Source organism: Mangrovimonas aestuarii, from assembly GCF_028767185.1.
Classification (GTDB): Bacteria; Bacteroidota; Bacteroidia; order Flavobacteriales; family Flavobacteriaceae; genus Mangrovimonas_B; species Mangrovimonas_B aestuarii.
The window spans coordinates 132,412-154,343 of sequence record NZ_JARACK010000008.1; the positions used below are offsets into that span (position 1 = coordinate 132,412).

At 33.8% G+C, this 21,932-nt stretch carries 18 protein-coding genes; 5 read left to right on the forward strand and 13 right to left on the reverse strand.

Annotation, left to right across the window (positions count from 1 at the left end; genetic code table 11):
• The first annotated feature begins 63 nt into the window (after window positions 1–63).
• From pfkA to PWU04_RS11330, 4 genes are all read left to right on the forward strand, one after another.
• Window positions 64–1,050, forward strand: a complete 987-nt coding sequence (gene pfkA, locus PWU04_RS11315; protein WP_274476218.1) for a 6-phosphofructokinase — start codon at window positions 64–66, stop codon at window positions 1,048–1,050.
• A gap of 14 nt (window positions 1,051–1,064) precedes the next feature.
• The gene (gene gap / locus PWU04_RS11320; protein WP_274476219.1) at window positions 1,065–2,066 is read left to right on the forward strand and encodes a type I glyceraldehyde-3-phosphate dehydrogenase; all 1,002 of its coding nucleotides are present in this window, start codon (window positions 1,065–1,067) and stop codon (window positions 2,064–2,066) included.
• A 66-nt stretch (window positions 2,067–2,132) separates the two neighbouring features.
• Window positions 2,133–2,993, forward strand: a complete 861-nt coding sequence (locus tag PWU04_RS11325; RefSeq protein WP_274476220.1) for an N-acetylglucosamine kinase — start codon at window positions 2,133–2,135, stop codon at window positions 2,991–2,993.
• 723 nt (window positions 2,994–3,716) lie between these two features.
• Window positions 3,717–4,781, forward strand: coding sequence for a GNAT family N-acetyltransferase (locus PWU04_RS11330; RefSeq protein WP_274476221.1), 1,065 nt, complete (start codon window positions 3,717–3,719; stop codon window positions 4,779–4,781).
• On the opposite strand, the gene PWU04_RS11335 is transcribed toward PWU04_RS11330, so the two are convergent.
• The 13 genes from PWU04_RS11335 to PWU04_RS11395 all read right to left on the reverse strand — a co-directional run bounded on the left by PWU04_RS11335 (window position 4,765) and on the right by PWU04_RS11395 (window position 19,941).
• Window positions 4,765–5,772, reverse strand: a complete 1,008-nt coding sequence (locus PWU04_RS11335) for a polysaccharide deacetylase family protein (protein WP_274476222.1) — start codon at window positions 5,770–5,772, stop codon at window positions 4,765–4,767. The two genes, PWU04_RS11330 and PWU04_RS11335, sit on opposite strands and share 17 nt — an antisense overlap.
• A gap of 136 nt (window positions 5,773–5,908) precedes the next feature.
• Window positions 5,909–6,799, reverse strand: a complete 891-nt coding sequence (locus PWU04_RS11340) for an MraY family glycosyltransferase (RefSeq protein ID WP_274476223.1) — start codon at window positions 6,797–6,799, stop codon at window positions 5,909–5,911.
• A 79-nt stretch (window positions 6,800–6,878) separates the two neighbouring features.
• On the reverse strand, window positions 6,879–7,796 hold the full coding sequence (locus tag PWU04_RS11345) for an NAD-dependent epimerase/dehydratase family protein (RefSeq protein WP_274476224.1): 918 nt from the start codon (window positions 7,794–7,796) through the stop codon (window positions 6,879–6,881).
• A complete protein-coding gene (locus tag PWU04_RS11350) occupies window positions 7,796–8,923 on the reverse strand; it encodes a glycosyltransferase family 4 protein (protein WP_274476225.1) in 1,128 nt (375 codons plus the stop codon). Before PWU04_RS11350 ends, PWU04_RS11345 begins: the two co-directional genes overlap by 1 nt.
• Window positions 8,924–8,986: 63 nt before the next feature.
• Window positions 8,987–10,879: an asparagine synthase (glutamine-hydrolyzing) gene (gene asnB, locus PWU04_RS11355; RefSeq protein ID WP_274476226.1), complete on the reverse strand. Its 1,893-nt coding sequence runs from the start codon at window positions 10,877–10,879 to the stop codon at window positions 8,987–8,989.
• 7 nt (window positions 10,880–10,886) lie between these two features.
• The gene (locus PWU04_RS11360) at window positions 10,887–12,053 is read right to left on the reverse strand and encodes a glycosyltransferase (RefSeq protein ID WP_274476227.1); all 1,167 of its coding nucleotides are present in this window, start codon (window positions 12,051–12,053) and stop codon (window positions 10,887–10,889) included.
• Window positions 12,050–12,502 (reverse strand): glycosyltransferase, encoded by a 453-nt coding sequence (locus PWU04_RS11365; RefSeq protein WP_274476228.1) that lies wholly within the window; start codon window positions 12,500–12,502, stop codon window positions 12,050–12,052. Before PWU04_RS11365 ends, PWU04_RS11360 begins: the two co-directional genes overlap by 4 nt.
• Window positions 12,499–13,587: a glycosyltransferase gene (locus tag PWU04_RS11370; RefSeq protein ID WP_274476229.1), complete on the reverse strand. Its 1,089-nt coding sequence runs from the start codon at window positions 13,585–13,587 to the stop codon at window positions 12,499–12,501. The genes PWU04_RS11365 and PWU04_RS11370 overlap by 4 nt, the downstream gene beginning before the upstream one ends.
• Window positions 13,587–15,437: an asparagine synthase (glutamine-hydrolyzing) gene (gene asnB / locus PWU04_RS11375; protein ID WP_274476230.1), complete on the reverse strand. Its 1,851-nt coding sequence runs from the start codon at window positions 15,435–15,437 to the stop codon at window positions 13,587–13,589. The genes PWU04_RS11370 and asnB (PWU04_RS11375) overlap by 1 nt, the downstream gene beginning before the upstream one ends.
• Before the next feature lie 12 nt (window positions 15,438–15,449).
• Window positions 15,450–16,547 carry an O-antigen ligase family protein gene (locus PWU04_RS11380; RefSeq protein ID WP_274476231.1) on the reverse strand — a complete coding sequence of 366 codons (1,098 nt, stop codon included), beginning with the start codon at window positions 16,545–16,547 and terminating at the stop codon, window positions 15,450–15,452.
• Between the two features lie 3 nt (window positions 16,548–16,550).
• Window positions 16,551–17,864: a murein biosynthesis integral membrane protein MurJ gene (gene murJ, locus PWU04_RS11385; protein ID WP_274476232.1), complete on the reverse strand. Its 1,314-nt coding sequence runs from the start codon at window positions 17,862–17,864 to the stop codon at window positions 16,551–16,553.
• 32 nt (window positions 17,865–17,896) lie between these two features.
• The gene (locus PWU04_RS11390; RefSeq protein WP_274476233.1) at window positions 17,897–18,850 is read right to left on the reverse strand and encodes a glycosyltransferase family 2 protein; all 954 of its coding nucleotides are present in this window, start codon (window positions 18,848–18,850) and stop codon (window positions 17,897–17,899) included.
• A gap of 2 nt (window positions 18,851–18,852) precedes the next feature.
• On the reverse strand, window positions 18,853–19,941 hold the full coding sequence (locus tag PWU04_RS11395; RefSeq protein ID WP_274476234.1) for a glycosyltransferase family 4 protein: 1,089 nt from the start codon (window positions 19,939–19,941) through the stop codon (window positions 18,853–18,855).
• Window positions 19,942–20,520: 579 nt separating this feature from the next.
• On the opposite strand from PWU04_RS11395, the gene PWU04_RS11400 reads away from it, so the two are divergent.
• Window positions 20,521–21,932: hypothetical protein (locus PWU04_RS11400; protein WP_274476235.1), on the forward strand; the 1,412-nt coding region annotated here is incomplete at its 3' end.

Genomic DNA, 21,932 nt, shown 5'->3' on the forward strand with positions numbered 1-21,932 from the left:
TATGATAAATGCCATTTTGTTTATGGGTTTAGTTTCTTAGCTTTACTAAACAAACCATAAATAATGGCAAAAGAAATTAAAAAAATAGGAGTCCTTACTTCTGGAGGAGACTCCCCTGGTATGAATGCGGCTATACGTTCTGTAGTCCGTACTTGTGCGTACCATAATATAGAATGTATTGGAATATATCGAGGGTACGAAGGTATGATAGAAGGTGACTTTAGAATACTTGATGCACGAAGTGTTAATAATATAGTCAATACAGGAGGGACAATGTTAAAGTCGGCTCGGTCAAAGGAATTTAGAGAGAAGGAAGGGAGGCAAAAAGCATATCTCCAACTTAAGAGTGTAGGTATTGACGCTTTGGTAATCATTGGAGGAGATGGTAGTTTTACAGGAGGGCTTATTTTCAGCCAAGAGTTTAATTTTCCCGTTATAGGTATTCCTGGTACAATAGACAACGATATTTATGGTACGAACTTCACTTTAGGTTACGACACTGCAATCAATACCGTAATCTGGGCAATAGATAAAATAAGAGATACCGCCAGTTCCCATAAGCGACTGTTTTTTGTGGAAGTAATGGGGCGCGATGCTGGGCATATTGCTCTAAATGGAGGCTTGGGTGCAGGAGCAGAGGAAATTTTGATTCCTGAGGAGAACTTAGGTCTTGATAGGCTCTTGGATTCTTTACGACGAAGTAAGCAATCAGGTAAATCTTCAAGTATTGTTGTTGTTGCCGAAGGTGATAAAATAGGTAAGAATGTCTTCGAGCTAAAAGATTATGTTGAGGAGAATTTGGAAGAGTATGAAGTACGTGTATCTGTTCTCGGCCATATGCAGCGTGGTGGATCGCCAACCTGTTTTGATCGGGTTTTAGCCTGTAGAATGGGGGTAAAGGCTGTGGAGTCACTCTTGGAGGGCAAATCCAATTGTATGGTTGGCATTGTAAACAACAAAATGAATCTTACTCCTCTTGATCAGGCCGTTAAAGGCAAATCAGAAATAAATATGGAATTATTACGTGTGTCCGATATAATGACCACATAACTTAACCAAATAATATGTCAGTTTTAAAATTAGGAATTAACGGCTTTGGCCGTATAGGAAGAATTGTGTTTCGGGCTACTGTAGAAAGACCCGATGTTGAAGTAGTTGCTATTAATGATCTTTTAGATGTAGATCACTTAGCTTACTTACTCAAATACGATTCTGTCCACGGTCATTTTAATGGAACCGTAGAGGTAAAAGATGGGCAACTAATAGTAAATGGAAAAATAATAAGAGTAAGTGCAGAGCGTGATCCGAAACAGTTAAAATGGGATGAAGCAGATGTAGAAGTTGTAGCCGAATGTACTGGAATATTTACTACTACGGAAACAGCTAATTACCATATAGAAGCAGGTGCTAAAAAAGTGGTGATTTCTGCTCCAAGTAAAGATGCTCCCATGTTCGTAATGGGTGTAAATCATAAAGAGATAAAATCAAGTGATGTAATTGTTTCAAATGCATCGTGTACAACAAATTGCTTGGCTCCATTGGCTAAAGTACTGGACGATCATTTTGGAATAGAAGAAGCTTTGATGACTACTGTCCATGCAACTACAGCTACACAGCTTACAGTAGATGGACCTTCCAGAAAGGATTACAGGGGAGGACGTAGTGCACTAATCAATATTATTCCAGCCTCTACAGGGGCAGCAAAGGCAGTTGGAAAGGTAATTCCAAAGTTGGAGGGAAAACTTACTGGAATGGCTTTTAGGGTGCCTACAGCCAATGTTTCTGTTGTAGACTTAACTGTTGGGCTCGATACAGCAACCTCTATGCAAGAAATAAAAGATGCTTTTAAGATGGAATCGGAAGGTGCTCTTAAAGGAATTTTAGGGTATACAGAGGATTTAGTTGTATCAACCGATTTTTTGGGAGATGCCCGTACTTGTATTTTTGATGCTGAAGCAGGTATTGAATTGAACCCAAAATTCTTTAAGCTGGTAGCATGGTATGACAATGAGTTTGGATATTCCAATAAACTTGTAGATTTGGCATGCTATATTCATAACCTGTAGTTTGTATATTATACAGTTAAATGTAATTTGCACAGCTGTTTTGCAGCATCCTTTTATATAGATTATATGATTTTAATAGTTGATAGTGGTTCTACAAAATGCGACTGGATAGCGGTAGATAGTAATGGTAAACAATTATTCGAAAAGGTTAGAACAAAAGGAATGAATCCAGCAATTCTTTCTGAAAAGAAATTGCGTAAAACCATTAAAAAGAATAAAATTCTTTCAGAAAATAAAAATCAGGTTACCCATGTATTTTTCTATGGAGCTGGCTGTGGTACAGAGCAACCAAGGCTCCTTTTAAAACATGTACTTGAAACTTTTTTTGATAACGCTGAAGTAGAGGTCAACGAAGATACCCTAGCTGCTGTTTACTCAACCATAAACAATAACGAAGCTGCTGTGGTTTGTATCATGGGAACAGGATCTAACTGCAGTTACTATGATGGCGAAAAACTCCATCAGCGAGTTAAGTCTCTTGGGTATACACTAATGGATGATGCCAGTGGGAATTATTTTGGCAAACAGTTGATTAGGGATTTTTACTTTGGTCATATGCCCGAAGATATTCGTGTTGCCTTTGATGACCGCTATAATTTAGAAAGTGATTACATTAAGTACAATTTATATAAGCAACCTAATCCTAACGCATATTTGGCATCTTTTGCTGAGTTTATGTTCTTAAACAAAGACTCCGTTTACATTAAAAACTTAATTAGAGATGGTGTGAGCCTGTTTGCAAAAAATATGATTATGCAGTTTAAAGAGGAAATTAAAACCGTTCCCGTTCATTTTGCAGGGTCGATAGCTTATTTTTCCAAAGATGAAATTCTTGAGGTTTCAAAGGAGTATGGGTTTTATGTTGGGAATATTGTAAGACGACCTATTGAAGGGCTTGTAAAATACCACACAAGTAAATTGGTATAAACTAAAGAGATTGCAATTGTAGCTCATGAAGGAAAGAAGGCAAAGGAGAGATGGTTCAATTTCTAAATGAACAAAAGGGATGTTTTGCGACAAAAGAAAATCTCATTGGTGAGTACTGGCATTATTGGTGTAAAAGCTGAATTAGCTGGCTTTTAGGTAACAAAATTGCTTTCTAGGCCTTTGGGAGGAGAGTGATGAACAAATTGCAGCTCGTGTGGCAGAAGGTGAATACTAATCCAGCTAATGCAGAGCTATTGATTCAAGCTGTTTAGTTTTTGGTTACTTAAGAAATGTTTTGCTTTTTATAAATGAAAAAGGAATAGTTCTGTTACTTTTCTTTCAAAATAACTCGAGTTAATTTAACTGCGAAATTTTTAACAGGTTATAAAATTGAGCCACCTTAGTTGATTTCACCTAAATTTAATCGCATTAATCGAATAGTGCATGTTTACTACAAATAAATCCATAAATTTATTCTTAGTTATTTGCTGTGCAAATGTCATAAATTTAAGTAAAAGATAATTGCTGTTTTAATTAACTTTTAATTTACCGCAATTCATGATCAACAACCCTTTTCTATCAGAAACTTTCACAGAAACATGGAAAAAACACCATATTAAAAATAAGCCTGTATTTTCATTTCCTTTTTTCCCGAGTATATGGTTTTACAAAAGCAGTATTTTTCCCCTTTACACTAACATAGGAAAAAACATAACCAATGGCATGTCGTATTCCATAGACGCATTAGAGGATATTAAGAATAATAGTAGAGCATTTTTAATTTATGACGTACCTAGCTACTACGGTATTAATAATTGTGAAAGTGAACAAAGAAATTTAGGTTGCTATAGGGTTAGACAGTATAAGGGCTATTTAGCATCTTTGAAAGAATACGAATCATTTGAGGAATTTTTCAAAAATCAATTCAAATCAAAAAGCCGTTATAATTTAAGAAAGCATCAAAAACGACTTGACAATTGCTTTAAGGTAGACTTCAAGTTTTATTACGGTGAAATCGATAAGACAGAGTATGAAAAACTCATGTATGATTTTAAAACTTTGATATCTAAGCGGTTTGGCGAATTAGGTCTTGACAATGATGTGCTTTCGTCGTGGGAGTATTACGAGGATTTGGCTTATAAAATGATTTTGGATAAACGCGCTGTTTTAATGGCTGTTTATAACGAAAATGATGCTATGGGGTTTGTGTTAAATTTCTTATCTCAAGATATAGCTTTTTATTCTATTACGACATTCAATTCGGATTATTCAAGTTTCAACATAGGGAATTTTATGATCATGAATCTCATTCAATGGTGTTTTGATAACAATGTCGATATAATGGATTTTTCCAAGGGAACTTATGATTATAAGAAACGCTGGTCTAACCAAGAATATAATTTTGAAGTTCATATCCTATATAATAATGAAAAAGTAAAGTCTAAAGTTCTAGCATGGTTTATAGCTAAACTGTTTACTTTCAAACAATTTTTAAGAGATAGAAATGTAAATCATGTTTATGTAAAGCTAAAATATTATTTGAAGGATATTTCTAACTTAACGTCAAATAAAAAAAAATATAAAGTAAGACAGGCTAAAATCAATAGTAACATTGATAAAATTCATGAAATCAACTTAAATGATGAAAAATATAGTTATTTAAAGCCTATTGTTTTTCATGAACTATACTTGAAACCAGAACCAATAGAAGGGGTGAAAGCCTTTAAAACCAACAAAGGATTTGTGATTTGTGGTAGCAATAACAGCTTTGTTATAGAAAGTGATTAGTATTTAACATCTTTTTCGATAACCCTCCCATGGTTTCACTTTGAAAACCATATTTTTCGTTCAACATCTTGTAGTGCTCAAAAATGGTTTTTAAGCTATCAAAATTCTCTTTTGTATGACAGCCAAAGTTGTGTGGATGAAACCATAAATGATATAATTCGTTTTTTTTAGCAGCGTAGGTCATTGCTTTTGTAATTCGATTTAATTTAAGGCTATTAAACAACTTTAATTGTGAACTAAAAGGTCTTAAAAATCTACTGGAAGGGATATTCATAATGCAACTACCGTTTTGAAGAGAATCAAGAGGGTAAGTGTTATTACCACTAAGATTAAAATATGAATCTATCAGTCGTAAAAGTTTTTTTGAACTTTTCTCGAGATCTTCGGTTGATTGGGTTTGGTGCATCCAATGCTTTTCAGGCCCTCGATAGCAAATAATACCATGTTTTTTACATATCTCCAAATACTTTTTATTTATTTGATTTCTAGGAAAAATGATACTTTTTATGGCTATTCCATTTTGTTTCGAAATTTCTATTCCAGCTATTAAATCAGCTTCAAATTGCTTGGGGTTTTGTCCAACTTCGTTACAGTAATAGTGTGAGAAAGTATGAGTAAGTATTTCATGATTGGGATGTTTTTTAATAGTATTTATTAATGGAAGGGCGTAATGGAATGGATCATCTTTTTCAGATTCTCCTAAGCTGTCAAATAAACGGTATGGATTAAATTTTCCATTTATATAAGTTGGTTTTTCCGTAGGACAAACTCCCAAAAGTTCTGATTTGTTCTTAGCCAATAAAAAACCAACAGGGGCAAAACTTAACTTCACATTATAACGATCGCTCATCTCAATAAGTTCAGGAATAATATCCCAAACCTTCAAAAGATTTTCTTTGTATGACTCAAAAGACATCGCATCGAAGACTCCCCAATGGAGTTCGAAATCTAATGAGATAACCAAAAAACCGTTTGCGTTGCTATGAAGCATATTATTACTGGGGTTTAATTGATGCGTTAAATAAGTTGTATTTTAACATAGTATTGCATTGGGGATTATAGAGTTAAAGTACAAATTTTATAATAGTTTTAAGTTGTTTTTATGACCATATTGTGATAAAAATCTGTCAGTTATCAATATTCTCGATTTGTTGTAATATATGTTGTTTGTAAATGATGTAAAACAAAGTCAGACCTAAAACAATAGTTAATAATGGCAATAACCCAAAATCCTGTGAATTGGATATACAGAATAGAAGCATTATATTAATTACTAACTGAATAAAGGAGTAAACCAGAGATACTTTTAAATGCCCCCATTTCATTTCGTTCGCCAGATATTGATACAAATGAGAACGATGCGGACTAAATATATTTTCTTTCTTTAGGAGACGTTGAAAAATTGTAATAGTAGAATCTACTGCATATACTGAAATTAGTCCCAAATAATTGTAATTATCGCTGAATAAGATTAAGAAAAGTAAAATAAAAGATAATATAAAAGCCATGCTAATACTGCCTACATCTCCGGCAAAAGTTTTAGCCCTTTTTCTGAAATTGAACAATAGAAACACAATAGTGGAAAGTACAAGGTATCCTTGGAAGTATTGGTCTATAAAATGGATTTTAGAATTTATATAGCACAAGGAACATAATGTTATAAATGCATAGAGCCCAGTGATTCCATTTATGCCATCCATAAAGTTGAACATATTACAAAAGCCCACTATAATAATAAGTAAAGCTATAGAAATGATAATAGGATAATTTATTAATAATCCGCATTCAATCAACAAGAAAAAAACACCAACAAATTGAACCGCTAGTCTCAATTTAAATGACAAGTTGAAAATATCATCTAAAAAGCTAATACTCGACACCAATAATAGGCCTGTGAAAAAATAGGGAAATTGAAAATCATATGTAATAAACCAAATTAAAGCAGCCAACGGAAAAATAATTCCACCACCCCTAATGGTAACTTCATTATGTGACGCACGCTGATTTGGAATGTCCATGATTCCAAATTTTTGAGCTACCCAAAAATAAAGTAGGATTGAAATTAGTAATGATATGAAAACAATAAACAATTCCATTTTAATGCATTGTATGATGATTGTGTAAGTGTCTTACGGTTTTTATTATTCCTTCTAGAGCATTTATTGGTAAATTGGCAACTCCCAAAGCTTGCTTTAACTTTTCATTGGAAACCACTAAGTTACTTGTGAGCTTTTTAATCTGTGTTGAATTGACTTGTAAATGAACAACATCCAAAAGTTTTGAACCTTTTATAACCAACAACCTGGGAAGCCCAAGTTTTAGTACTTTTTTATGGGTAACTCGTTCAATGGCCAAGATAATTTCTTTAGTAGCAATTGCTTCATCATCACAAAGATTGTAAATCCCTGATGGAATTTTCTCTTGGTTAAGGATAATCTGTTTGACTATAAAATTGAAGTTTTCAACAGCTAGTAGAGAGCGCTTATTATTAAATTTCATAAAAGGGTATGGCACTCCTTTGGATATTAGTTTGTAAAGTAGTTTTAAATTACCCTTGTCGTTTTCTCCATGAACCATAACAGGTCTTAAAATGATTAGTTTTTTTTGATTGTTTGGTGTATGGTTCAGTAGCCAATTTTCTGCTTGTTTTTTTGTTTTCCCGTAAAAAGATATTGGATGGCAAGTGGAAAGCTCGGTGATTGGCTCTTCAGATTCAATCTCTTCTACAGCAGCAATAGAGCTTACTTGTATGAATAAAGTTGCTTTCGACTTTAAAAAGGATCTGTACAAGGCTTTGGTGCTGGCCACATTTGAATTATGATAATCTTTCAGGTTACCAGTTTTATTATGATCATGTGCTTTCCCTATTAAGTTGATGTAAACATCTGTGTTCTCTGTTGTTTTTTCCCAAGCATTGTCCCTTAAAGAAACCTTCTGTATGGTAAATACACTTCCTAGCGCCCGTGTTAAATGCGTACCTAAAAAACCGCTATGTCCTGCAACTAATACATTCATTATGTTAAAGCTTGGTTGTAAAATTTCAATAAGTGCTTCCAAAGTCTGGTTTGTTCAAAATCCATTTCCAATTTCTTCCTAGAATTTTTTGCTACCTCATCGCGAAGGTTTTTGTTGTTTATTAGCAATTCACATGTATCGGTAATTCCTTGAACATTTTTAACAGGTATTAAAAACCCTGATTTGCCATCTTCAATTATTTCATTACACCCATTAATATTTGTAGCTATGCAAGGAATATTAAAGGCTGCCGCTTGCATTAAGGATTGAGGAAAACCTTCTCGATAACTGGGGAAAACAAAAATATCCGATACTGCCAAAAAAGGTCTAATATCTTTTTGTTGCCCTGTTGAAATGATTGAATAGTTTTCGTTAATCTGCTTGAGGTTGTCTTCTTTTAACGGATTAATTTCTTCAATAGCACCTATAAGCAGCAATTTTAAATTGCCAATTTTATTTTGTAACTCAACAAAGGCCTCAATGAGCTCATTTACTCCTTTGTAATGGGCCAAACGTCCAACATAAGACAGTACGATGTCGGTATCTCTTATATCATATTTTTCTTTACACTGCTTGAGAATTTCAAGAGGCACACTTTTTTTATTATAGTATTCTAGATCAATACCATTACTACTTCCGTTACCGATTAGAAATATTTTCTTCTTGTCATTGTAAATATTGTTTATAATATAAGATTGCAGGTTTTTAGAATTAGGAAGGACATAATCGGCTAGGGTATAGGTAAGCTTTTCCACGGTTATTAAAAGCTTTTTAGTAAAGCCCTTTTCTTCCATTAAGGGTAAACCTGCAACGGTATGGATTTTTAATGGTACACCGCATAATCTAGCGGCTAACATACCCACAACGCCCGCCTTTGGGGAGTGGGTGTGCACCACATCTGGTTTTAGTTTTAATATTAATTTAATGGTACAGAATAACGAGTAAAGATCGAATAAAGGGTTTAGCTTTCGTGTAAAAGGAATTACATAATGAGGTATACCTTCTCTTTCCGTTAAATCCTTGACTTCATCCTTGTAATTTTTACTTGTAGATTTACTGGAAGCTGCGTACACGTCAAAACCATTTTCCCTAAAGAACTTTAATTGTCCTTTTAGGAGGAAATTCAAAGAATGAGGGACAGTTGTTATCCTTAATAGCTTTATTCTATGTGTACCATTTTTTTGCATGTACTAGGCGTCATAAATGTGATTGTACCATTTTTGAAAAACAAAGTAGGTCCATACTTTATAGGTGTTATCTTCTTTACCCGATAAATGATTGTTTAAAATTGGGGAAAGGAATTCTTTATTGAATATTCCTTGTTTATCGATATATCCTGTATTGGCATACTTCTCCAATTCAGGTCTTAAATGCGATCTAAGCCAGTCTCCAACAGGTACTACAAAACCCTTCTTGGGATGATCTAAAAAACCTTTAGGAAACTCATTTTTAAATGCTTCTTTTAAAATGTATTTTTTATCCCAACCATTTATTAAATACTTACTAGGAAGGTTGTTGGAAAACTCCCAAAGTGATTTATTCAGGAAAGGTGCTCGACACTCAAGGGAATTTAACATACTTGTCCGGTCCACTTTTACAAGCATATCGCCCTCTAGGCTAACATGTCTGTCTATTTCCCGATACATGTGAATGTCATCATTCAAACTGTGGTTTATTGTTCTTTTATAGCTTAAAAAAGGAGCGTTGAACAAATAAGTACTGTTCAATAATAATTGGGTATCCTTTCCGAAACCTAGGGATATTATATCCCAGTAATATTCTCCCTGATAATTTACGGAGCTAATAAACTTTCGAACTTTAAGCTTTAATCCACGCTCATCTTGCTTGCTCGACAATAGTCCTTTACTGGCATAAGCTAATGTTTTGTGCAGTTTACTTGGAACGAATTTGGTGTAATTAGCATTCAGTCTTCCCATATAGTATTTGTTGTAACCTCCAAAAACTTCGTCCCCGCCATCTCCAGTTAAAGCTACCTTTACAAACTCTCTGGTTTTGTTTGCTACTAAATAGGTTGGAAGTGCAGACGAATCGGCAAAAGGCTCATCAAAATTTAAGATAATCTGATCTATATATTGGCTTATATCATTTTCATCAATTATAAACTCGTGATGGTTGCTATTAATTAACTTGGCAACCAATCGGGATTTGTCAGATTCATCAAAAGAAGATTTCTTAAAGCCAATTGAAAAGGTTTCTATTTTCTTATCATTTATTTTAGATAACCCCAAGCTCACAATGGAAGAATCAACACCGCCAGATAAAAATGTTCCCAGGGGAACATCTGCCACCGAACGACTCGAAACACTGTCCATAACCAAATCATGCAATTTTTTCGAGGCTTCTTCTAATGAATAGTTGGTTGTTTCGGGGTGATTTATGTGATTTATAGTAGATATGTTATACTCATGTGTATTTAAATCGTATTCCAGTAGGCTATTTGCCTCAAGCTTGTAAACACCTTCATATATGGTGAATGGTGCAGGTATATAGGTCAGTTTAAAATATAGATTTAATCCATGTTTCGATATTTCTGGACGATTGGATAGGATAGGCGTAATAGACTTAAGTTCTGAAGCCCAGATTAATCCATCATTAGTCTTGGTATAGTAGAGTGGTTTTTCTCCAAAAAAATCCCTAGCAATTATCAATTTACCTTTTGTTTTGTCCAAGATGCTGAACGCGTACATACCGTCTAGATATTCAAAACTTTCACTACCATAGGTTTCGTAGAGTTTAAGAATTACCTCTGTATCGCTTTTGGTCTTAAAGATTACCCCTCGCTGTTCCAAGGATTTTTTGAGTTTCTGATAGTTGTAAATTTCCCCGTTAAATACAATAATTAAAGACTCGTCTTTATTATAAATTGGTTGTTTACCAGTATGAAGATCGATAATTGAAAGTCTGCGCATGCCCAATGCCAATGAATAGTTTCTCCCGTATTCAAAATGGGTTCCATCGTCATCAGGACCACGATGAACTATTAGGTTGTTCATTCGGGTCAAGTGGCTTTCAATATCTGTTTTACCAGGTTTATTGTATAATATGCCGTTAATTCCACACATAGGGTTATTAGTTCAAGTTTTCTATTATATTTTTTAGTTGTATTGTTATTGTCTTTGTATCATAATCTTTTGCTCGTTCGAAACTTAACCTACCATATTTCCTTCTTTCAGATGGATTTTCCTCCAAAAAACGAATAGCTTTTTCCAGAGCAACTCCATCATTAACACTTACCAAAATCCCATACATTCCTTTATAAAACTCCCCCTTCATCACATTAAACGGAATGTTTTGATTGAGTAACTCTAATGGTCCAGATTTACAGTTTGTGGATATTACAGGTAATCCCATTGCCATAGCTTCCAATAGTGCGTTGGGGAATCCTTCTGTTATGGAAGTTAACACAAAACAGTGATTTTCTTTCAGCTTTTCATTAACCTGACTTACCGAACCATGAAGAAATATCTGAGTTTGACAGTCTAGTGACTTTATCTTGGCTGTTAAAACTTCATAAAGCTCGCCGTTACCATAAATATTTAAATTAAAATTATTTGGCAGTTTATTAAATACTTCTATTAAGTGCCCATGATTCTTTACTTCGGTAAGTCTGCCCACTGTAATAACTTTAAAATTGTTTCCCTCTTTATATTCCAATGCTTTGGGTTGTGTTTTATTCGTAACTACAGGGTTATATATAACAGCAGTAATCGTTTTTATATTAAAGTTGTCTTTTAAGTCCCTGTTAATACTCTCTGAGTTTGAAAATACAAGATCACCTTTATTGTAAAAAAATGATATTAGTAGTTTAGATATAATAAAAGGAAATCCATTATAACGATACATTATTGAAGGAAAACATCTTTCGCTTAGTATTGCTTTGAGTTTGGGATTAAATAATTTTGAGGCAGCATTAATAACGTTGGGAATCATTAAAAATGAAATACTTACATCTGGCGTCTCATTATTAATAAGCTTTTTATAGCGTCTAAAAAAAATTAAGTAGTCTCTTAATTTAGATAATACAGATGATTTTCGTGTTTCTCCATTAATGGACAATATATGTTTGGTTATTTTAGAGTTTAATTCAAAGTCAATTTCATCATATATCAGAACTAACTCCAACTGATAGTGTTCTGCTAATTCATTGATAAAAAGGCTAACAACCCTTTCTGTTCCTCCAAATTTTAAACCATTGGTAAACAGTATTAGTTTCTTTTTTTTCTTATCTGCCTTCATTTGTTACAATGTTTTAAAATGAGAGCTTCATATTGACTGATTATTTTATTTGCATCGAGTTTTTCTTCAACTACTAAGTGAACCAACGATGGAACAAAATAAAAGTTCTTGAGAAGTACATTAAGTTCTTTCACAAAGTCCATTGTATTTTCTACAAAGACACCATTCTGTCTTTGTACAATAATTCCATCTATACCTCCTGGTGCATGTAAGGCTAGAATGGGAGTTCCGGCCATACAGCTTTCTAAAAGCACATCAGGGAAACTTTCAACATACGATCCTAGTATGAGCAGATCGTTATTTCGGAAATAACCAGCAACAATTAAAGTTGTTCTAAATGTCTCAATATTTAAGTATGAGACAATAAAAGACAATACACGGTACGCACCTGCAAAAAACATTGCAATAGTAAATAAGGCTATATTTTTCCTGGGGTTTTCTCTTTTCATGTCATACTTATTTTTAGAAATAAGTTTTCATAATCTTTGATAATATTACTAGCGTTAAATCTTTTGTTTACAACAGATTGCACTTTTTCGGGACTAAAGGGTAACTCTTTATGTGCACGGTTAAGTTGCTCTATAAATTCTTCATCATTTTGAACAATATAGCCGTTTACTCCATTTTCAACAATTTCATTCAAACCACCAGGAGCATTGTAAGCTAGAATAGGGGTTCCAGCCATACAGCTTTCTAGTAGTGCATTTGGAAAACCATCAACATACGACCCTTGTAAAAAAAGATCACTTTTTCTAAGGTAAGCCCCTACATTATTAGTGTATGGAATGTGGTTTGTTTTTTCTGATATTTTTTGATCTTCTATTAGCTTTAAAATAGTCTCTCTTTCTTCTCCATCTCCTATAATTGTATATTCAAAATCAAAACTTAACGTCCCTAAAGCCTTAATTATTCGATCATAGCCCTTTTCTTTGCTAAGTCTTCCAATTGTAATGAATCGGATATGCTTTTTATTGTTTATTTCTTCTTCTTCTTTTAATTTAATAATACTAGTAAGAGGATTATTAATGAGTGCTGTTTTTGACCGCGAAACACCATAATTATTTATCATATCTTCCTTCATGTCTTTTGATTGACATACGATACAGTCTACTAGCTTATATGCTATAACTGTTAGTTTTTTAGGAAAATAAAATTTCTTATGGCTATTATATTGCTTTAAAACACTTAAGACTGATGACTCCCTTCCTATAAATCGCATTTTAGGAAACAATAATGAAATAAAAGCCAAGAGAGTATTAAGATGGAATATTGAGCTAAACACGAGTTTAGGGTTTTCTAACTTTAGGAATCTATAGATTTTAAAAATAGATTTTGAAACTCGTGGTTCATTAAGATATACAGTGCGAATTCCCCCAGTATTATAAGATGTGTCTTTTTGATATCCAGTAATAAGAAGAGTTACTCTAAATTTATTTGGATCTAAATTTTGAGCAATGAATGACATAACTCGCTCAGCTCCCCCTGCTGTTAAAGAAGGCATTATGAATACTATATATATATTCTTGCTTTCCATTATTCTATATTATATCCAACTCCATTAGTTTTTAACCACTGCTTCAGTACAAGAGCTTTCCATATGAGAAGGTATCTATTCCATTTGCTTTTCATATGCTGATCTATCATAAAAGCTACTTTTTCCGATTGAATACAGGGTATACTTTTTAGGCTATCTAAACTGAGTTCGTCAAGAACAAATTCCTTTAGATCACTTTTAAACCATACTTCAAAGGGCATAGTAAAACCAGCTTTGGGTCTATCAAAAATATGTTCAGGAACATATTTGTATAAAATATCCTTTAGGATACGTTTCTTGTTTTTTCCTTTGTATTTGAATTCTGTTGGAAGGGAACGCGCAAACTCTACCACCCTGTAATCCATTAAAGGGGACCTAGCTTCCAGTGAATATGCCATACTAGCACGATCAACTTTAGTGTTTATATCCCAATTTAAATAGGTTTTTAAATCTAGATCTGAAACCCTTTCAAATAAGTTTTTTCTTTTATGGTATAGGTAACGAAGTTCATCAGCTTTTAGATAGTCATATTCGCTATCGATCCAACTTAGATCTACACCGGTCATTCCTGCTAAATATACTCTGTTAATATCACGAAATTTTAAGGCATTAGCCAAAATTTTAAGACGATAATTAGGAGCAAGTCCAACAATGCTTCCTAATGCTGATCGGAGCGGATAAGGAATTCTGTAAGCCCTTTGGCCACGCTTAATCCAATCGTATCTTTGATAGCCTATAAAGCTTTCATCTCCTCCATCGCCAGACAAAGCAACAGTAACATGCTTTCTTGTATATTTAGAAAGGAGCATAGTAGGAATTGCTGAAGGATCTGCAAAAGGCTCGTCATAATAATAACTAAAGTTCTCAATGAGATCAATCCCTTCTTTGTAATTACACTCTATAACAACATGGTCAGTATTTAAGTGATTTGCTACCTGTTGTGCATAGATACTTTCATCAAATCCCTCTTCATTAAATTTCACTGAAAAGGTCTTTACTTTTTTCGCTGTGGTTTTAGTAGCAAGAGTAGCAACTAGTGATGAGTCAATACCTCCTGAAAGGAATACGCCTACAGGTACGTCTGCGAACAATCTAATTTGTACTGAATCCAATAACAGCTTTTCAAGATCGTTTACGGCTTCGGAATACCTACCTTTATACAAATGATTCCCGCTGATATCTATATCCCAATATTGTTTGGTTTTAAATGAATTAGAGCTTATATCATAAGTGAAACTATAACCCGCTTTTAGCTTTTTAACTTCATTGAAAATAGAAATGGGGTCGGGAATAGCTCCCCAAGCAAAATAATAAGAAATAGCTTCCCTAGATATTGTTAGATCGCTATTGAATTTTTGTATTTGTGAAAGTTGGCTGGAAAATTCAAAACCGTTTTTGTTCCAGAGATAGTACATCGGTTTTTGCCCCATTCTATCACGAGCTCCAAAAAGCTTGTTTTGTTTTTCATCAAATATCACAAAACAGAACATTCCATTTAAATGTTTTACGCATTCTTCTCCATACTCCATATACATGGCGCATAGCACTTCTGTATCACTTGTTGTTCTGAATGAATAGCCTTTTTTTGAAAGTTCTTCCTTGAGGTCTTTAAAATTGTAAACTTCACCATTAAACACTATATGTATACCGTTTTGATAAGTAAACGGTTGATTAGACCTGGAGTCCAAATCGACAATAGAAAGTCTGTTATGACCAAATGTAACAGTATGGTTGCCATTGTTATAAAATTTAAAATCCAACATATCTGGACCTCTGAAAGCTGTTCGCTCAAGTTTTTCCTTAACTTGACCGGGGCTATATTTAAGTGTTGTTCCATAAATACCACACATAAGTTTGTTGTTTTAAGTTAAAGCAGGTTCAATTTCTTTTCTTGTTTGTATATAAAGCCATATCGAACAGAACAAAATGATGTGACTATCAAAATAATTATGGGATACCATAAAATAAGTAACCAAGATAATAGCCATAAATGTTACCTCAGAATTTACCTTTAAGTATTTCAATGATCTAACAAAAATTAGAGCATAGGTTAAAATGAGAACCAAGAATGGGAGTATTCCAGCTTCACCCAAAACCATCAAATAGGTGTTATGAACCCCTGTTTGAAAACCTATTGCATTTTCTGTTCGTCCTTGCATGGCTTTATAACCCGTGCCAAAAGCTATATGGTTAACAATGTCGTTGGTATACATTACCCAAGTTTCATCTCTGGTTTCTTCGGTTAGGGCCTTTGTATTTCCCTCTTGTTGCCCTAAAAGATTTTTTATGGCATTGAATCGATCAGCATTTAGATGCAAGGTGAATGTGCTAAGAACAACAATAGCTATAGCTCCAAACCCAAGAGCAATGAGGTTTCTACGATCGATAGATATCGATATTATGTATAACAAGCCTAATAATAAAAAATAATATCGTGATAGTGTAAGAAATCCGCTAGCCACAAAAATGAGTTGGACTAGAATTCTTATAATTCGATTTGAAATCGTAAACGATGTTGCCAACCCGCTAAGGCAAACCAAACCAGCTGTATTTGGATTAATATAAAACCCACCATATCTACCATAGTCGTCTGGAAACAAAAAAGCATTTAAAACTACAGTAAGTGCACCAATAAGCAAGAAACCACAGATTTCAGTACTAGAAGTGTTTTTGCTTACTTCAAAAGCGGTAATAATGAATACAAAAAAACGAATCGCGTCTTTAATGTAGTCTGATACGATACCTGAAAATTGAATTCCAGAGAGCATGAAATAAAGCATACCAAGGACAACAAAAGGTATAGGGATACCATTTTTTGAGCTAAAGAAATAGTATACCACCATAAGTGCCAGGAATATAGCACTCAATGCCGAACCTGCAGAAGGGCCAAAGGCTATAAGACTAAAGGTTATGAGGTTTAAAAGCGTTATTGCTAAAATTATGTATCTTAAAATCACCATGTACTAAGATTGTATCATTAATAATTTTTGTTTGTTAGTGTAGTGTAACAATACACCACCTTTTATGATATATATTATGGTTGTGCAAAGTGCAATTCCGATAACTCCATAGAGTTTCACGAATATGAAGTCGAAAATGATATTCAGTATCATACTTCCCAATGAAACATAGGCAGGAAAAACATTCTTGTTTATACTGGTCAAAAACTTCACCATCAAATTTTCACTAATTGCAAACGGAACACCTAATAGGAAGACAATTTGTATGCTAGAAACCAAACTGGTATTACTACTTGTAAAGTTTCCTCTTTCAAATAGAATTCGAACAATAGGTGTAGAGAGTAAACTGGCACACAATACCATAGCCATTATGCCTAAAAACGTCCACAACAATATTTGTTTTAGTTTTTTATAGGCATCTTCTACATCTTCGATAATCAATTTTGAAAAATAGGGAAGGAGCACATTACCTAATGCTAAAAGCATAATTCCAATCAGAAAAGCAGGTATTTTATAACCGTAATTTAAAGCTGCAATGGATCCTACAGCCAATTGCGCTGCAAAATACTGGTCAGTTAATGGAATTAGCCCAATAAGTAATCCAGACGATATTTTTGCTGGAATTTGCTTGAACATTACAACGGTATTAGAGTTAAAGAATTCTGGAATATCGAACTTTAAGATCTTATTTTTAAAGGCAATGTAAAGCAAAAAGAGAAACTCAAAAAAACTACCCACAAGCATTCCTACAGCTAAAACTGCAGCTCCAAGGGCATCAGAATACAACAACAAGCACAGTAGCATAGTTACTGAAGTTATTCCTGAATAAACTGATGAAAACCTGAATTCGTCATAAATATTCAACAAGCCACTAAGTAGTGATGATAATCCCCAAAAAGCTATACATGGTAGCAGATAATGGAACTGGAGTTTTACCAATGTGTAATACTCGGGAGTGTGTCCCTTAAAGAAAAGTTCTAAATACACATCAGTAAATAAATAAGCTATTCCCATAAAGACTATAGCTGTAATAATTGTAACAAGAAAACTTGTGGTCTGGAAAGCAGCTGTTTTGTTCGTGGATTTTTTTTCGGCAATATAATTGGGGATAAATACTGTGCTAAAAGCATTTAAGAAGACATTGTAAACAAAGCCGGGAACTAGAGCGGCAATGTAAAAAGTATCTAAAATTTCAGATAGGCCAAAATGCTCGGCAATAACCATTTCTTTATAAAAGCCCAAAAACTTAACGACCAATGTTATAACTCCAACAGTAATAATATTTACCACGGTTGGACTTTTAATTAGTCTAAACAAAACGGACTTTATTTTTAGCATTATCTCCATGTTCACTTCAATAACCTTTTAAAGGGCCATCCACTGTAGAATAGCTTCTTTAAATAGGGGTTTTCTATAGCTTCTGTATAATCTTTTAAATTAAAATTCAAAAAACGAGACGCTCTAAGCAGTGTGTAAACTCGTTTGGTAAAAAGTTTTGGTGCTTTAAACAGGTAATCTTGATGAAACCAGTTTAAAACTGCTAATGAATATATCGCCATACCAAAAGCATCTTTTTGATGATTCCTTTGTGAAATTCTATTTGGGGTATCCAAATAATAAGTTCTTAAGGTTTCGTTGACATATTTTGTGATATATCCCTGCTTAGCAATTAGTTCCCATAAAATACCTTCGGGTATATAGCCATTAGAAAATAAGGGTTCTGGTATAACGATATTCTTTAGAACATCGGTTTTTGTGAATCCCCATTTTTCTTTGAACTTACCACTTACTAAATTGTTGTTGAAAGTATTGCTGTAATAAGGACTTTCAGGAAATGGTTCTCCAACAGGGTTACCAAATTGATCTTGACATAAGCAGGTTACTCCGCTTACCGATGTACGTTTGTTATCGGGAATATTGTAATACTCTCTATAAAAAACTTCCAAAGCGTTATCAGTACAACTATCGTCAGAATCAAAGGGTAAAAAAAAGTTACCCTTGGCTAATTGAACGCCTTGAGCAATACATGCCATTTTATGTCTGTTCACACTATTGTTGACATAATTTACAGGAAATGTAGCTGTCTCGATTAGTTTTAAAGCTACTTCATGGGAATTGTCAGTAGAACCGTCATTGATCAATAACAATTCAAAATCTTTAAAACTTTGCTTGTTAAGTGAATCAAACACTCTTTTTAAAGTATTCCCTCTATTAAAAACAGGGGTAAAAATGGTGAAAGCATAATCATAATGATCTTTTTTTGAATGCTCACGATATACAGGTAAAAGTGTTTTTAAGTCCATAGTTATATCAACCTATTAATTAGTTCTTTCCACTGTTTGGTAATTATTCCAATTTCATATTTTTTTGAGGATTCCACTGCAGCTCTATTGATTGAGTAGCGAGTATCTTCATTTTCAATAAGAAGCTTGAGTTTTTCCTCTAATTGTAGTTGATTACCAACAGGAATCAAAAAGCCATTTTCACCATGATTAATTAATTCTGATGGTCCCGAAATGCACTCGGTAGAAATACTGGCCAAACCAAAATACATTGCTTCAGTAAGTGCATTTGGAAATCCTTCATAATTAGACGTAAAGGCAAAAATGCTTGCATTGTTATATTTGTCTGCTATGTTTTCAATATTTCCAGAAAGCTCAATACTACCATTACAATTTAATTCCTTAATACATTTATCCAGTTCAGGTTTTAATGGTCCATCTCCAACAATTTCAAGTTTCCAACCTGGAGCTTTTATTTTAGAGAAAGCTTTAATCAATAGCATTTGATTTTTTTGTTCGACCAATCTGCCTACGTTCAAGACAATATTTTTTTTTGGCATTTTTAAGTTTCTGGCCTCAGCCAATTTGGGGTCAATAGGGTTTTTTATTATTATTAATTTGTTGGCTTTAATAAATTTTCTGAAGTAGTTGTAAATAGCCTGGGTTTGAACCACCAGGACGTTAGTGTTGGAGTACACTAGATATCTAATAAGCTTCATTACTTTACCAAACCCAAAAAACTGAGGATGAATCCGTTCGCTTATAATACTTGGTATCCCTCGTAGTTTTGATACAGCCACAGCATAAAGGTTTGCAGTTGAGGTAAAACCTATTACCATCGAGATATTATGTTGTTTTACAAAACTCATTAATGTGGATATCATTTGATAGTGATTAGACAAAGACTCCAACTTATTCAAGTTGGGGTTATAAATATCCTTGCAAAACTTTATCTGTACCTCTGGGTGAATTAGGTAAAAAGGGGTGCATTTATATAATACAAAAATGTAAACCTCAAATTTTGAAATCAATTCGTTGGATAGTACCGATACAACACGTTCGGCACCACCAGACTCCAAGCTGGGAATAATAAATGCAATTCGTTTTTTCACGAGGATTTTCTCTGTTTGTTGATATTCTCATTTGATTAACAGCTACTTAAAAATATCTATTTTTTTAATCTAAACCTTTTCTTGATACGTCATTTAGATGAAATCACAAATTTGGGATTCAAAATGCAAATTTGTTTATGATTTGAAAGTGTATATGTCTGATATTTAGATGTGTTAATTATAAATTTAGTTGCGTCAATCATTTGAAATCATTTTTCTAACCATTACGAGGAGCAACTATTTCATTTGCGGTTTTCTAAGGAGAACACTATTACTAAACCAAATACTATTTCTAACTGTGAATAATCGACTTTATGTTGTTCTGTGATTAATAGCTGTAGAACAAAGCAAACAAGATAATTTTAAAAGTAAAATATAGAGCTTTGCAGTTCAACAGATTACTACATCGATAAACTACATTTTTTACCGATTTAAGAAGTAAAAATTACTACAAAACACAAAAAAAGTCGTAAAGTTATTACAAAGAGCATGCATTTTATCGAAATTATAGTGCCTTTAATCGTTTGATACTTCGTGATTTAATAGTTTCGCTCTCGTTAATAGCAAAACTTAGAATTTATGACGTTTGACATTAGTAAGGTTCTTACTGTTAAGAACATAGCCCTGAACATTTTTGCTGCATGTTCGTTATTAATCCCAAAGAAATCAGAAGCGCAAACATATCCACCAAACCAAAATTTATCTTCGATAAATTTCCAAGGATATCAAGGTCCAAATGGATCTTTTCCAGGATATTTGGAGCCTTTTACTGAAAGTCTATCTGGTAATACAATTACCAGAATTAGTGATAGTGGTGTTTTTGGTACAACTGGACAGAACTTAAAACATAATTATTCAACAGACCAGCCATGGAACAGTGATGGGTCTTTAATTAAATTGGCAGGTTATCCAGCAGCCATCTTAGATGGTGATACCTATCAATTTATTAAATGGGCTCAAATCCCAGGAAATGGTAAATGGGCGAATACAAACCCTAACCTTATTTATGGGGTTTCTGGAAACCAGTTCATAGCCTATAATGTTAATACAAACAACAATACTACATTACACACCTTTTCAAACTACAGCAGTGTATCGTTTGGTTATGGCGAAGGTAACCAAAGTAATGACGATAAATATGTTGTATTAATTGGTCAAGCTTCAGGAGTAAGAGATCTTATTGTGTATAATATACAAAATAACACTATTGTATCTACTCATAATGTTGGTACTAGTGGAGATCTTGACTGGGCAACAATATCTCCTCTTGGAACTTACGTTGTAGTGTCATGGAGAGATAACGGTTCTGGTTCAACTCAAGGACTGAAAATATATAACAGAGATTTTAGTAACTACAGACATTTGTACGATTATACTGAGCACAGTGATGTTGCTATAGATGCTAATGGTAATGAAGTTATTGTACAGTATGGTAACCAGCCTGAGTGGAATAGTAACAATTATTTAGCCATGATTCGTTTGGATAATGGTAATGTACAAGGTTTATTCAATTATTCATATGGAATTTGGGGTGGTCACGTTAGTACAAGAAACCTTAGCAGACCAGGATGGGCATATGTCAGTGTTGAATGTTGTCCAAACGGTTCTGCAGCTCCCAACGAAATATTTGCGATTAAATTAGATGCATCGAATACTATTGAGCGTTATGCAAAACATCATTCAAATGATGGACAAGGATACGGGCACCAAGCGCAAGCAGTACCAAACAGAGATGGTACAAGAGTGATTTTTGCTAGTAACTGGAACAGTGCTGTTGGAGGTAGTTATGCCCCTGCATGGGTAGTAGAAGTACCTCAAAGTGGTAATAACAACCCAACGGTTGAAGTAAATGCGGGTAACGATCAAACAATCTGTGAAGGTGATAATGTAACCTTAACGGCTACAGGAGCAGATTCTTATGAATGGAGCAACGGTGAAACCGGAGCATCGATCACAGTATCGCCAAGTGAAACTACAACTTACACTGTGAC

What these genes read in the sequence shown, in the direction of transcription:
- PWU04_RS11365 (WP_274476228.1), bottom strand. Translation starts at nt 12,502, where the DNA reads ATGAAAAGAGAAAACCCCAGGAAAAATATAGCCTTATTTACTATTGCA.
- PWU04_RS11325 (WP_274476220.1), top strand. Translation starts at nt 2,133, where the DNA reads ATGATTTTAATAGTTGATAGTGGTTCTACAAAATGCGACTGGATAGCG.
- PWU04_RS11390 (WP_274476233.1), bottom strand. Translation starts at nt 18,850, where the DNA reads ATGGACTTAAAAACACTTTTACCTGTATATCGTGAGCATTCAAAAAAA.
- PWU04_RS11380 (WP_274476231.1), bottom strand. Translation starts at nt 16,547, where the DNA reads ATGGTGATTTTAAGATACATAATTTTAGCAATAACGCTTTTAAACCTC.
- asnB (WP_274476226.1), bottom strand. Translation starts at nt 10,879, where the DNA reads ATGTGTGGAATTAACGGCATATTATACAATAAACCTGGTAAAACAGAT.
- PWU04_RS11340 (WP_274476223.1), bottom strand. Translation starts at nt 6,799, where the DNA reads ATGGACATTCCAAATCAGCGTGCGTCACATAATGAAGTTACCATTAGG.
- PWU04_RS11345 (WP_274476224.1), bottom strand. Translation starts at nt 7,796, where the DNA reads ATGAATGTATTAGTTGCAGGACATAGCGGTTTTTTAGGTACGCATTTA.
- PWU04_RS11335 (WP_274476222.1), bottom strand. Translation starts at nt 5,772, where the DNA reads ATGCTTCATAGCAACGCAAACGGTTTTTTGGTTATCTCATTAGATTTC.
- pfkA (WP_274476218.1), top strand. Translation starts at nt 64, where the DNA reads ATGGCAAAAGAAATTAAAAAAATAGGAGTCCTTACTTCTGGAGGAGAC.
- asnB (WP_274476230.1), bottom strand. Translation starts at nt 15,437, where the DNA reads ATGTGTGGTATTTATGGAACAACACTTAAATATAGCCCCGGTCAAGTT.
- PWU04_RS11330 (WP_274476221.1), top strand. Translation starts at nt 3,717, where the DNA reads ATGTCGTATTCCATAGACGCATTAGAGGATATTAAGAATAATAGTAGA.
- PWU04_RS11360 (WP_274476227.1), bottom strand. Translation starts at nt 12,053, where the DNA reads ATGAAGGCAGATAAGAAAAAAAAGAAACTAATACTGTTTACCAATGGT.
- gap (WP_274476219.1), top strand. Translation starts at nt 1,065, where the DNA reads ATGTCAGTTTTAAAATTAGGAATTAACGGCTTTGGCCGTATAGGAAGA.
- PWU04_RS11370 (WP_274476229.1), bottom strand. Translation starts at nt 13,587, where the DNA reads ATGGAAAGCAAGAATATATATATAGTATTCATAATGCCTTCTTTAACA.